This is a genomic window from Pseudomonas sp. HR96 (assembly GCF_034059295.1).
Classification (GTDB): domain Bacteria; phylum Pseudomonadota; class Gammaproteobacteria; order Pseudomonadales; family Pseudomonadaceae; genus Aquipseudomonas.
In genome coordinates this window covers 3669923-3682434 of the sequence record NZ_CP139141.1, presented here as the reverse complement: position 1 = coordinate 3682434, position 12512 = coordinate 3669923, and the positions used below count along the sequence as shown (strand labels likewise).

The window sequence follows — 12512 nt, the reverse complement described above, 5'->3', positions numbered from 1 at the left end:
AAAGCCGGAATGCCGGACCACCCAAAAGTAACCAAAAGGCCTCCGCTCCGTTCATTGGCCCTACGCTGCGCTCCGGGTTCCCTCACTCCACATCGCTCCGTGGCGTACGCGCCGAGCGGCCGTCCCTGGCCGCGCGGCGCTCGCTCGGCTCCTGCCTCGCGCCACCACTCCCGCGCTGTTCCGTTCGGCCTGCTGAAGTCGCGGTAGATCAAGATCAAGATCAAGATCAAGATCAAGATCAAGATCAAGATCAAGATCAAGATCAAGATCAAAAGCCAGATCAAAAGCCAGGTCAAAGGCCAGGTCAAAAGCCAGATCAAAAGCCAGGTCAAAAGCAGATCAGGAGCCATGCAGGGCAGGGAAGAGCTCTATCACCGATGAAATTCCCCATTCCACAGGCCGTTTCCTCCCCCATGGTCTACGCTGGGATTGATAAAAATGCGCGTGCTAGCACCGCGTTCAGACGTCACGCCAGGGTGGATTTATGCTTTCACAATTGGAACTGCGCCATGCGCTGGAAACTGCCTTTCTACCGACCAAATGCCAATGCATCATCGAGCCGGAAGGCACGTTGACCGTTCAACTGATCAATCCACGCACCGCCGAGATCGACCTGACCGTCAAGGGCATCGTCATGGCCAAGCTTACCTCCAGCCGAGCCTTGGCCGCCCTGGTCGCGGAAATCAAGGAAGAATTGCGCCTCAAACCGGGTATCGTGCAGGATCGGCGGCGATACCGCAGATAAAATCACGCTGGCTTGCCGATCGATCAGGAAACTGCGCCATGCCGCGAATATTGCTGTTGTCGCTGGCCCTGCTGGCCGGTATTGCCCTGGCGCAGGAGCCGTTGCAGATCGTTACCGAGGAATTGCCCCCGTACAACATGGTTCGCCAGGGGCAGATGACCGGAATGAGCACCGAGGTGGTCGAGGCCATCCTCAAGGAAGCCGGGCTGGCCGGCAACATCAAGTCGATGCCTTGGGCTCGCGCCTATGACATCGCTTTGCACGGCGAAAACATACTCATCTATTCCATTGCCCGCACGCCGGAACGCGAAACGCTGTTCCAATGGGTCGGCGGCATCGCCCCCAGCCGCCTGTCGTTGTACTCGGTGGCGGCGCGCCCGATTCATCTGAACAATCTGGAAGAAGCGCGCCAATACCAGATCGGCACGGTCAAGGACGACGTCGCCGAGCAGTACCTGATCTCCAAAGGTTTCGAAGTCGGCAAGAATCTGCAGTCGAGCAACAAGTACGAGTCCAACTACGAGAAGTTGAAACTCGGCCACGTCGACCTCTGGGTCTCCAATGATCTCAATGCCCACTACCTGGCGCGTGCGGCGAGCGATCCCAGCACAGTGCTGGTGCCGTCCTTGCCGCTGGACGAGCTGGCCTTGAAGGACGGCCTCTACCTGGCGTGCAGCATGAACACCGCACCGGCAACCGTAGAGCGCTTGCGCCAGGCTTTTCAGGCGATCCAGGACAACGGCGTGTATGCAGGAATCGTCGCGCGCTGGATGTAGCGGCGTTTGGCATTTCACATCTTGTATCTTTATCCTGGAGGGGCAGGTCCGAATGATAGGGTAAGGTTGGCCACCTGACCCTTGGAATTCTTGCCCATGCCTTCGCACTCGCTGCGCCGCTATCTGCTCGGTTTCGTTGCCGTCCTGCCCTTGTTGCTCGCAGTGCCTGACGCTGGGGCCGCGTCGTCTGGCGTCGAAGAACGCTTCGCGGCCCTTGAACGGCAACTGCACGGACGCCTCGGCGTGTACGCCATCGACACCGCCACCGGCGCCACGCTGGGCTATCGCGCAGACGAGCGTTTCGCGTTCGCCAGCACTTTCAAGGCCGTGCTCGGCGCCGCGATCCTTGCGCGCAGCGAGTCGCAGGCGGATCTGCTCGGACGGCGTATTTTCTATACCCAGGCGGACATGGTTCGCTATTCGCCCATCACCGAGCAGCACCTGGCCACGGGCATGACCGTTGCCGAGTTGTGCGCCGCAACTATTCAATACAGTGACAACACCGCCGCCAACCTGCTATTGCGTCTGGTTGACGGGCCGGCTGGGTTGACTCGTTTTGCCCGTGCTCGGGGCGACACGACGTTTCGCCTGGACCGCATCGAGACCGAGCTCAACAGCGCCATTCCCGGCGACCCACGTGATACCAGCAGTCCCGTGGCGATGGCGCGACTGTTGCAAAGTCTGACCTTGGGCGACGGCCTTGGGGCGGCGCAGCGCGAGCAGCTGCTCGCGTGGCTGGCGGGCAATACCACGGGCGCCAGGCGCATCGCCGCTGGCGTGCCGGTCGGCTGGAAGGTCGCCGACAAGACCGGCACTGGTGACTATGCGGCAGCGAGCGACATCGCTGTGGTGACGCCGCCCGATGGCGCGCCTTGGCTGGTCGCGATCTACACCACCCAGCCGGCGCAGGATGCGCCCGCCAACGAAGCGGTAATCGCCGAGGCGATGCGCGTCATCGTTGCCGCGTGGCGCTGATCATTCGTCGGCGAACGGGTAATCCACGTAGCCCTCAGGGCCTTGGCTGTACCAGGTCTGCATGACGTCCTTGTTCAATGGCAAGCCTTCGGCAAAGCGGTGCGGCAGGTCAGGGTTGGCGAGGAACGGCCGACCGAAGGCGATGCCGTCGGCCTCGTTGCCGTCCAGGGCGATCTGCGCTTTTTCCTGGGTGTAGTCGGAGTTGAGGAACAGGGCGCCCTTGAACGCCTTGCGCACCACCGGATGCACCGGCGGGCGATCGGCCTTGCCGAAGGTGCCGTCAAAGCCCGGTTCGCGCAGCTCGATGTAGGCGATGCCGATCTTGTCCAGGGCCGCAGCGGCAGCGGCGAACAGGGTTTCCGGGTCGCTGTCGTTGACGCCCTGGGAGTCGCCATTGGGCGACATGCGCACGCCGACCTTGTGCGCCCCGACGGTGTCGGCCACGCGCTGGGTGATCTCGGTCAGCAGGCGGATACGGTTTTCCACCGAGCCGCCGTACTGGTCCTGGCGAAAGTTGCTGTTGTCGCGCAGGAACTGATCGATCAGGTAGCCGTTGGCGGCGTGAATCTGCACCCCGTCGAAACCTGCGGCCATGGCGTTCCTGGCGGCTTGCTCGTAGTCGCTGAGCAGGCGGGGGATTTCTTCCAGGGTCAGCGGGCGTGCTTCCACGTAGTTCTGCTTGCCCTCGTAGGTGTGCGCAGCGCCCGGCGCGGTGGTGGCCGACGACGACACCGGGGTCGCTCCACCGATGAAGCTGGGGTGCACGATGCGGCCCATGTGCCACAGCTGCAGGTCGATGCGCCCCCCGGCGGCATGCACGGACTCGGTGATGCGCTTCCAGCCGGCCACCTGTTCGTCGTTCCAGATGCCCGGCGCATAGGGCCAGCCGAGGCCTTCCTGGCTGATGCCGGTGGCTTCGGTGATGATCAGGCCGGCGCTGGCGCGCTGGGTGTAGTACTCGATCATCAGGTCGGTGGGGACGTGCTCGCGGGTCGCGCGGCCGCGAGTCAGCGGGGCCATCAGGATACGGTTGGGCAGGGTCAGGCTGCCGATGATCATGGGGGCGAAGAGCGTGGGCATGCGGTGATTCCTTTGGGCGTTGGGCCAGGGAGCTGGCCGGGGCTGAGTCGGGGGGCTTGAACGTGCCTAGAGACTGCGACCCTTGCCCGGGCACGCAGGTTCCCGTCGGGCCGGCTCGGCAACGCGGTGCGCATGCCTGATTGCGACAGGCGCTCTTGTCACCTTGGGCGGGCGTGCCTAGATTGGTCTTTTTCCGGGTGACGAGGCTTCCCATGTACAAGGACTATCCTGCGGCCTACCAGGTCAGCAAAGGCTCGGCGTTGCAGGTCGACACTGCTTTCTACGAGCGTATCCGCGAGCAGAAGGAGGGCCGTACCCTTATCGAACAGTTCGAGGTGCCGATCCGCACCGGTCGCGCCTGGAAGGTCCCGGCCGGCCACGTGTTCCGGGTGACCACCCCGGTCGGGCCGCAGGTCGGCGACTTCAACGTATGGAACGCCGACGATCCACGCGAGCGCCTGTGGGCAGCCCGCACCCGCCAATTGCAGGGCGCACACGTCAGCACCCATGACCGCCTGTGGTCGAACCTGCCGTTCCTGCGCCCGCTGGTGACCATCACCGACGACAGCCTGGCGGGCTACGGCATCGACGAGCACGGCGGGCGCCTGCACGACCTGCTCGGCACCCGCTGCGACCCCTACGTCAACCGCATGCTCACCGGCGAAGACTTTCACCACCACTGCCACTCCAACCTGACTCGCGCCGTGCTGCCCTACGGCCTCACCGAGTTCGACGTGCACGATGTGCTGAACATCTTCCAGTGTACCGGCCTCAACCACGACGACATGTACTTCATGAAGGCCTGCCCGGCGCAGCAGGGCGACTACCTGGAGTTTTTTGCCGAAATCGATCTGCTGTGTGCGCTGTCGACCTGCCCAGGCGGCGACCTGTCCCTGCCGATGTGGGGCCCGGACGCCGAGGATCCGCTGAGCGTATGCCGTCCGCTCGGCGTCGAGATCTATGCGCTGCAGCCGGCCCTGCTGGAAGGTTGGAGCCCACCCGAGCGTGCGGCCTATAAAGGCCAGCACGGCCTGCAGATCGTCGAGCCGGTGTGGAAATGACGCGCAGGCGATGAGCCGCAACCGGTAGAATCGCCGCTCATCATTGCACCAGGAATTGCGTGTGGCGTTAGCACAGGGTTTCATCCTGACCCGGCACTGGGAGGATCGCGCCGCAGGCACCGAATTGTCGTTCTGGCTGGCGACCGATGAGGGCCCCAGGCTACTGCGGGTGCCGGGGCAGACCTCGGTGGCGTTCATCCCCGCCGCCCAGCGCGACCGCGCCGAGGCCGTGCTCAAGGGCGAGCGCGGCGTCGAGTTGAAAGCGCTGCAGCTGTGCGACTTCCGTCATCGTCCGGTGCTGGGCCTGTATTGCCCGCAGCAGCGCCAGTTGCTGAACCTGTTGCCGCGCCTCAAGCAAGGCGGGGTCGACGTCTACGAAGGCGATATTCGTCCGCACGAGCGCTACCTGATGGAGCGCTTCATTACCGCGCCGGTGTCGTTCGCCGGCAGCGATGACAACGCTCAGCTCAAGCCTGCGCCTGACTACCGACCGAACCTGCGCCTGGCGTCGCTGGACATCGAGACCACCGAGCGCGGCGAGCTCTATTGCATCGGCCTGCACGGCTGTGGCCAGCGCCAGGTGTACATGCTCGGGCCGCCGAACAACGCCGCCGCCAAGGTCGATTTCGACCTCGAATACTGCACCGACCGCACCCAGTTGCTCGAGCGCCTCAACCAGTGGCTTGAGCGCCACGACCCCGACGCGATCATCGGCTGGAACGTCGTGCAGTTCGACCTGCGCGTGCTGCACGAGCACGCCCAGCGCCTCGGCGTGCCGCTGCGCCTGGGGCGTGGCGGGGCGACCATGGAATGGCGCGAGACGGCAGTCAAGGGCAAGCATTATTTTGCCGGCGCGGCCGGCCGGCTGATCATCGACGGTATCGAGGCGCTGCGCTCGGCGACCTGGAGCTTTCCCTCGTTCAGCCTGGAAAACGTCGCACAGACCCTGCTCGGCGAAGGCAAGGACATCGACGACCCGTACCAGCGCATGGCCTCGATCAACCGCATGTTCGCAGAGGACAAACCGGCGCTGGCGCGCTACAACCTCAAGGACTGCGAGCTTGTGACGCGGATCTTCGAGAAGACCGAACTGCTCACCTTCCTCCTCGAGCGGGCGACGGTCACCGGCCTGGCGGCTGATCGTAGCGGCGGCTCGGTCGCCGCCTTCAGCCACCGCTACATGCCGCTGATGCACCGCCAGGGGTTCGTCGCGCCAAATCTCGGCGAGCGCCCGCCCGAAGCCAGCCCCGGCGGCTTCGTCATGGACTCGCAGCCGGGCCTGTACGAGTCGGTGCTGGTGCTCGACTACAAGAGCCTGTACCCGTCGATCATCCGCAGCTTCCTGATCGACCCGGTGGGCCTGGTCGAAGGCCTGCGCGAGCCGGATGACGCCCACTCCGTGGCCGGTTTTCGCGGCGCGCGGTTTTCGCGCACGCGCCACTGCCTGCCGGGGATCGTCGAGCAGGTCTGGGAAGGCCGCGAGCACGCCAAGCGCACCGGCAACAAGCCTCTGTCGCAGGCGCTGAAGATCATCATGAACGCTTTTTACGGCGTGCTCGGCTCCAGCGGCTGCCGTTTCTTCGACCCGCGGCTGGCCTCGTCCATCACCCTGCGCGGCCACGAGATCATGGCGCGTACCCGCCAGTTGATCGAGGTGCGTGGCTACCAGGTGATCTACGGCGACACCGACTCGACCTTCGTCTGGCTTGGCCGCGCCCATGACCAGAACGAGGCGCAGGTGATCGGCCTGGAGCTGGTGGCGCACATCAATGCCTGGTGGGCCGAGCACCTGCAGCAGCAATACGGCCTGGCCAGCGCCCTGGAGTTGCAGTACGAGACGCACTTCAAGCGCTTTCTCATGCCGACCATCCGCGGCGCCGAGGAGGGCAGCAAGAAGCGCTACGCCGGGCTGGTGCAGCGCGCCGATGGCAGCGAGCAGATGGTCTACAAAGGGCTGGAGAGCGTGCGCTCAGACTGGTCACCGCTGGCCCGCGATTTCCAGCAGCAGTTGTACCAGCGCATCTTCAGCCGCCAACCGTACCAGGACTACGTGCGCGAAACCGTGCGCGCCACCCTGGCCGGCGAGCTGGATGCCGCGCTGGTGTACCGCAAGCGCCTGCGCAGGCGGCTTGACGACTATGAACGCAACGTCCCGCCGCATGTGCGCGCTGCGCGCCTGGCCGATGACTACAACGACCAGCAAGGCCGGCCGCGGCAATACCAGAGCGGTGGCTGGATCAGCTACCTGATCACCATCGCCGGCCCGCAGCCGCTGGAGAACCTCAGTGCGCCGATCGACTACGACCATTACATCGGCAAGCAATTGCAGCCGGTGGCGGACGGCATCCTGCCGTTCGTGCAGGACGATTTCGAGCGGTTGATCGGCGGGCAGATGGGGTTGTTCTGACAAAGGTGGCGCACCCCAGGGCCGGCTCCTACGCCGACCGTGTGAGCGACAGCAGATGGTGTGGGAGGGGGCAAAGCCCCCGAGAGGCCGCAGGCCGGTTTGATTTGTGGCTTGGCGGGGAAATGCGTCGCGGCCCTCGCCAGCTGCGCCGGCTCCTACGCCGACCGTGTGAGCGACTGCAGATGGTGTGGGAGGGGGCAAAGCCCCCGAGAGGCCGCAGGCCGGTTTGATTTGTGGCTTGGCGGGGAAATGCGTCGCGGCCCTCGCCAGCTTCGCCGGCTCCTACGCCCGACCGTGTGAGCGACTGCAGATGGTGTGGGAGGGGGCAAAGCCCCCGAGAGGCCGCAGGCCGGTTTGATTTGTGGCTTGGCGGGGAAATGCGTCGCGGCCCTCGCCAGCTTCGCCGGCTCCTACGCCAAAATGGAGCGCACCCCAGGGCGGCGCAGCTAACCCGATTTGTGCCCGTCACCCCGCCCCAGTCGTATCGCTCGCCAGCTTCGCCGGCTACGCCGACCGTGTGAGCGACTGCAGATGGTGTGGGAGGGGGCAAAGCCCCCGAGAGGCCGCAGGCCGGTTTGATTTGTGGCTTGGCGGGGAAATGCGTCGCGGCCCTCGCCAGCTTCGCCGGCTCCTACGCCAAAATGGAGCGCACCCCAGGGCGGCGCAGCTAACCCGATTTGTGCCCGTCACCCCGCCCCAGTCGTATCGCTCGCCAGCTTCGCCGGCTACGCCGACCGTGTGAGCGACGGCAGATGGTGTGGGAGGGGGCAAAGCCCCCGAGAGGCCGCAGGCCGGTTTGATTTGTGGCTTGGCGGGGAAATGCGTCGCGGCCCTCGCCAGCTTCGCCGGCTCCTACGCCAAAATGGAGCGCACCCCAGGGCGGCGCAGCTAAGCCGATTTGTGCCCGTCACCCCGCCCCAGTCGTATCGCTCGCCAGCTTCGCCGGCTACGCCAACCGTGTGAGCGACTGCAGATGGTGTGGGAGGGGGCAAAGCCCCCGAGAGGCCGCAGGCCGGTTTGATTTATGGCTTGACAGGAAATGCGTTGCCGTCCTCGCCAGCTTCGTCGGCTCCTACAGGACCGCCTTGGTGCATGGCGGTCTGTCGTCGAACAGCGAAGGCGGTCGCGGTGATGCCACTGAATGCATATAAATCGAAACAGATGTGGGAGCGCGCGAAGCCCGCGATAGGCCGCGCGGGCGGCCGGTGGTGGCCATATTGGACATTTCGCCGGGCGCCCGAAGATCAAACCGGCCTGGCGGCCTCTCGGGGCTTTGCCCCTCCCACGTCTGTCCTGAAATTCAATCACGACCACCACCGGCCGCCCGCGCGGCCCTCGCCAGCTTCGCCGGCTCCTACGCCAAAATGGAGCGCACCCCAGGGCGGCGTAGGAGCCGGCGCAGCTGGCGAGCTCTACCGGCGATGCTCGGTCACTTGTCCGAGGTCATCGCTCGAGGTGCTGGTCTTGTCACTGCTGCGCAATTTGGCCACTTCGGCAGCGGTCACGGCGGCGCCCTGGTTGCCCCAACTGCTGCGGATGAAGCTCACCACATCGGCCACCTGCTGATCGGACAGGCGCCAGGCGAAGGCCGGCATGGTGAAGCTCGACGGCGCCGTGTGCGTGGCCGGCAGGCTATCGCCGTCGAGCACGATGTGGATCAGCGAAGTCGCATCCTTGCCTTGCAGCACCGGGTTGCCGGCCAGCGCCGGGAACACCCGGGTATAGCCCTGGCCGTCGGTGCGGTGGCAGGCGGCGCAGTTGTCGATGTACACCGAGGCCCCTGGCTTGCTGTCGTCGCCCTTGTACAACGCCTGGGCCACGGCCGGGTCGGGTGTCTGTGCAGCGTCGTCCTGGCGGCTGGCCGGCAGGGTCTTGAGGTAGCGGGCGATGGCGGTGAGGTCGGCGTCGCTCATGTACTGCATGCTGTGCTCGACCACGTCGCTCATGCCGCCGAACACTGCGCTGCGGTCACTGCGCCCGGTCTTGAGAAACTGCACCAGCTGCGCTTCGCTCCAGCTGCCGAGGCCATCCTGGTGGTCGCCGCGCAGGCTCTTGGCGATCCAGCCTTCCAGTGGCGCGCTGCCGGAGAGGAACGCGGCGCCGTCGGCCGGGTTCATGGCTTTTTCCTGCATGGTGATCGCCCGCGGCGTGTGGCAGGCGCCACAGTGGCCGAGGCCTTCGACCAGATAGGCGCCGCGGCTGACCACCGGGTCCTGCTGCGCCGGTGCCTGGAAGGCCAGCACCTTGGGCGCGAACATCAGCCGCCAGGCCGCCAGCGGCCAGCGCATGCTCAGCGGCCAGGGGATGTCGCTGGCCTTGTTCGGTTGCGCGACTGGCTGCACGCCATGCATGAAATAGGCGTACAACGCCTGCATGTCGGGGTCGCTGACCGTGGCATAGGACGGGTAGGGCATGGCCGGGTAGAGGCTGCTGCCGTCCTTGCCGATGCCATGGCGCACGGCGTTGTCGAAGTCTTCGAAGCTGTAGTCGCCGATGCCGCTCTTGTCCGGGGTGATGTTGGTGGAGTACACCGTGCCGATCGGCGTCTGCATGCCCAGGCCACCGGCGAACGGCTGGCCGCCCTTGGCGGTGTGGCAGGCCACGCAGTCGCCAGCGCGGGCCAGGTATTCGCCTTGCTTGACCAATGGGTCCCAGCTCTCGGCGGCCAGCAGGGGCAGGCTGAAAGACAGGCTGAGCGCGGCGATCAAAAATTTAGTCATCGTCTGGGCTCCTTAAACCTGCACCAGTGGGCCGGGGTTTTTCAGGTACTGCTCGCGGATCGCCCGCGCCGACCAGTAGGTCAAGGCCGCCACCAACCCGGTGGGGTTGTAGCCCAGGCCCTGGGGGAACGCCGAGGCACCGGGAACGAACACGTTGTGCACGTCCCAGCTCTGCAGGTAGCGGTTCAGTGCGCTGGTCCTCGGGTCGGTGCCCATGATCACGCCGCCATTGAGGTGGGTGGTCTGGTAGTTGGCGGTGTTGAAGTGCTCGCCGACCTTCTTGCCCAGCTGGGCGATGGCCTTGGGGTTCATGGACTTGGCCACCTCGGTCAGCTTGGCGGCCATGAACTGGTTCATCTTGATGTCGTTTTCCTGCCAGTCGAAAGTCATGCGCAGCAGCGGCTGGCCCCAGGCATCCTTGTAGGTCGGGTCCAGGTCCAGATAGTTGCCGCGGTAGGACTGGTGCGCGCCGTGGGCGTCCATCGATACCTGGTGGGTGAAGTAGTCGGCGGTGGCTTTCTTCCAGGCGCTACCCCAGGCCGGGGTGCCCGGCGGGGTCGAGGCGCCGGCGATGGGCCGCGAGCCGGCCTGGTTGACCCACATCGGCGAGCCGCCGACGAAGCCGTGAGGACCGTGGTCGAAGTTGTCGGCGTTGAAATCGTCGATGGCCACGCCGTTGCCGCCAGCACCGATGAAGTTGTTGGTGTGGGTGTCCTTGTCGAAGAAGGCCTTGATGGTGGCCATGTTCTGGTAGGCGAAGTTCTTGCCGATCACCCCTTCGCCGCTGATCGGGTCATAGGGCTTGCCGATGCCGGAGAGCAGCATCAGGCGCACGTTGTTGAACTGGAACGCGGCGACAATCACCAGGTCCGCCGGTTGTTCGACCTCGCGGCCCTGGGCGTCGATGTAGGTAACCCCGGTGGCCAGTTTGCGGTCGGCGCTGAGGTTGACCCGCAGCACGTGGCTGTTGGCGCGCAGCTCGAAGTTCGGTACCTGGCGCAGCGCCGGCAGGATGTTCACGTTCGGCGAGGCCTTGGAATACATGTAGCAGACGTATCCGCTGCAGAAGCCGCAGAAGTTGCACGGGCCCATCTGTGCCCCGTACGGATTGGTGTACGGCCCGGAGGTGTTCGCAGAAGGCAGGTTGTACGGCTTGTAGCCGAGCGAGGCGGCGGCCTTCTGGAACAGCTGCGCCGACACGGTGTTCTTCTGCGACACCAGCGGGAAAGGGTTGGAACGGTCCGGCGCGTAGGGGTTGCCGCCCTTGCCCTGGCCGACCAGTTGACCCTTCACCGTCCACGCCTGGCCGGAGGTGCCGAAGACTTTTTCAGCGAAGTCGAAGTAGGGTTCCAGCTCCTCGTAACTGACGCCGAAGTCCTGGATGGTCATGTCCTTGGGGATGAAGTGCTTGCCGTAGCGTTCTTCATAATGGCTGCGCATGCGCAACTCGATCGGGTCGACCCGAAAGTGCACGCCGGACCAGTGCAGGCCTGCACCGCCAACCCCTTTGCCGGGCAGGAAGGCGCCCAGTTGGCGGTTGGGCAGGGCAACGTCGTTGACGCTGTGGCGGATGGTCACGGTCTCCTTGGAGACATCGACGAAGAGCTTCTTGCGCACGCTGTAGGTCAGCTCGTCGATGACCTGCGGGTAGTTGCCGTCCGGGTAGGTGTCCTGCATCGGCCCGCGCTCCAGTGCGACCACGTCGAGGCCGGCCTCGGTCAGCTCCTTGGCCATGATTGCGCCGGTCCAGCCGAAGCCGATGATCACCGCGTCGACCTTCTTCATTACGGTTGCCATGCTCAAGCTCTCTCGCCGCGAATCGATACCGCCGGGAAGGGATACGCCTCGTTGCGCTCCACCCAGTCCATGAAGTCGGCGCGGGCGCCGGGGAAGCCGATCTGGGTCCAGCCGACCATGCCTCTGTTGCCGCCGTGGATGGGGTCGCAGAAGAAGCCTTCACGGGTGTTCTGCAGCAGCAGGCTGAAGAATGCCTTGGCCGGAACGCCGTCCAGATCGCCCTTGCCAGCTTCGAGATCCTTGAGAATGCTGTCCTGGGTAGCGCTGTCTTGTTCGGCGAAGGTTTTACCGCCTTGATTCTTGCACTGCGCGTCCACGGCAGCGATGCCCAGCCGGTAGAGCTGCTGCGGCGACAATTGCAGCTGATAGCCCATTTCGGGCGAGGCGTCGGTGACGAACGGACCCTGCATGTACCACTGCGCGCCGGTGGCGTAAGGGGTGTTCATCTGCCGGTCGATGTACTCCGCCGCGCCGGCTTCGAGCGCACCGGGGCCCAGATCGTCTGCCGGAATCAGGCGCGCCACGGCCGCCTGGACGAACGCCCATTCCTCGGCAGTAAACCAGCTGGGCTGGTAATTGCTGGCGGCGGGTGTGGCCGGGGCGGCGTGGGCGGGGGCGGCGAGTGGCGCGGTCAAGGCACTCAGGCCCAGGCTGCTGCTGGCGACCGTGACCACGGGAATGAGGGTCAGGGTCTTGCGCAGGAAATCCCGGCGCGGGTTGTCTTGGTCGGAGTCGGACATGAAGGCTTCCTGATCGGCTGTGTGCTCGTTGAGACAGCGGCGCTTGAGCAAAGGTGCGGTGCGCGGGCTCTTGAGGGCCGTTGACACGTGGCTAACTGTCGCAGGGGGGTGGCGGGGGCAAATGTACCGACTTTCGAAGCGGATTGAAACCGGTTTCAATTTGCCCGCTGCACCGCAGTTAAATGGGAATTTTCAGCACGGTCAAGCCTGC

9 protein-coding genes are annotated in these 12512 nt (G+C 65.1%); 5 read left to right on the top strand and 4 right to left on the bottom strand.

Going from position 1 to position 12512, the window contains the following annotated elements:
- The first annotated feature begins 484 nt into the window (after positions 1 to 484).
- The 3 genes from SFA35_RS16410 to bla all read left to right on the top strand — a co-directional run bounded on the left by SFA35_RS16410 (position 485) and on the right by bla (position 2496).
- Entirely contained in the window at positions 485 to 745 is a 261-nt protein-coding gene (locus tag SFA35_RS16410; protein WP_320571597.1) for a DUF1652 domain-containing protein, read from the top strand.
- Between the two features lie 38 nt (positions 746 to 783).
- Positions 784 to 1521, top strand: a complete 738-nt coding sequence (locus SFA35_RS16405; RefSeq protein WP_320571596.1) for a substrate-binding periplasmic protein — start codon at positions 784 to 786, stop codon at positions 1519 to 1521.
- Between the two features lie 96 nt (positions 1522 to 1617).
- Positions 1618 to 2496 carry a class A beta-lactamase gene (gene bla, locus SFA35_RS16400; protein WP_320571595.1) on the top strand — a complete coding sequence of 293 codons (879 nt, stop codon included), beginning with the start codon at positions 1618 to 1620 and terminating at the stop codon, positions 2494 to 2496.
- Here bla and SFA35_RS16395 read toward each other — a convergent pair whose 3' ends face one another.
- The gene (locus SFA35_RS16395; RefSeq protein WP_320571594.1) at positions 2497 to 3576 is read right to left on the bottom strand and encodes an alkene reductase; all 1080 of its coding nucleotides are present in this window, start codon (positions 3574 to 3576) and stop codon (positions 2497 to 2499) included.
- Positions 3577 to 3788: 212 nt separating this feature from the next.
- Between SFA35_RS16395 and SFA35_RS16390 the strand changes: the two genes are divergently transcribed.
- Together SFA35_RS16390 and SFA35_RS16385 are read left to right on the top strand one after the other, a co-directional pair.
- Positions 3789 to 4637, top strand: a complete 849-nt coding sequence (locus SFA35_RS16390; protein WP_320571593.1) for an urea carboxylase-associated family protein — start codon at positions 3789 to 3791, stop codon at positions 4635 to 4637.
- A 61-nt stretch (positions 4638 to 4698) separates the two neighbouring features.
- Positions 4699 to 7044, top strand: coding sequence for a DNA polymerase II (locus SFA35_RS16385; RefSeq protein ID WP_320571592.1), 2346 nt, complete (start codon positions 4699 to 4701; stop codon positions 7042 to 7044).
- Between the two features lie 1412 nt (positions 7045 to 8456).
- On the opposite strand, the gene SFA35_RS16380 is transcribed toward SFA35_RS16385, so the two are convergent.
- The 3 genes from SFA35_RS16380 to SFA35_RS16370 are packed head-to-tail and all read right to left on the bottom strand — an operon-like array spanning position 8457 to position 12301.
- On the bottom strand, positions 8457 to 9764 hold the full coding sequence (locus tag SFA35_RS16380; protein ID WP_320571591.1) for a cytochrome c: 1308 nt from the start codon (positions 9762 to 9764) through the stop codon (positions 8457 to 8459).
- Positions 9765 to 9776: 12 nt separating this feature from the next.
- Positions 9777 to 11561 (bottom strand): GMC family oxidoreductase, encoded by a 1785-nt coding sequence (locus SFA35_RS16375; protein ID WP_320571590.1) that lies wholly within the window; start codon positions 11559 to 11561, stop codon positions 9777 to 9779.
- A 2-nt stretch (positions 11562 to 11563) separates the two neighbouring features.
- Entirely contained in the window at positions 11564 to 12301 is a 738-nt protein-coding gene (locus SFA35_RS16370) for a gluconate 2-dehydrogenase subunit 3 family protein (RefSeq protein ID WP_320571589.1), read from the bottom strand.
- Positions 12302 to 12512 lie beyond the last annotated feature (211 nt).

Coding starts and splice junctions, on each gene's coding strand:
- SFA35_RS16410 (WP_320571597.1), top strand. CDS start 485: ATGCTTTCACAATTGGAACTGCGCCATGCGCTGGAAACTGCCTTTCTA.
- SFA35_RS16405 (WP_320571596.1), top strand. CDS start 784: ATGCCGCGAATATTGCTGTTGTCGCTGGCCCTGCTGGCCGGTATTGCC.
- bla (WP_320571595.1), top strand. CDS start 1,618: ATGCCTTCGCACTCGCTGCGCCGCTATCTGCTCGGTTTCGTTGCCGTC.
- SFA35_RS16395 (WP_320571594.1), bottom strand. CDS start 3,576: ATGCCCACGCTCTTCGCCCCCATGATCATCGGCAGCCTGACCCTGCCC.
- SFA35_RS16390 (WP_320571593.1), top strand. CDS start 3,789: ATGTACAAGGACTATCCTGCGGCCTACCAGGTCAGCAAAGGCTCGGCG.
- SFA35_RS16380 (WP_320571591.1), bottom strand. CDS start 9,764: ATGACTAAATTTTTGATCGCCGCGCTCAGCCTGTCTTTCAGCCTGCCC.
- SFA35_RS16375 (WP_320571590.1), bottom strand. CDS start 11,561: ATGGCAACCGTAATGAAGAAGGTCGACGCGGTGATCATCGGCTTCGGC.
- SFA35_RS16370 (WP_320571589.1), bottom strand. CDS start 12,301: ATGTCCGACTCCGACCAAGACAACCCGCGCCGGGATTTCCTGCGCAAG.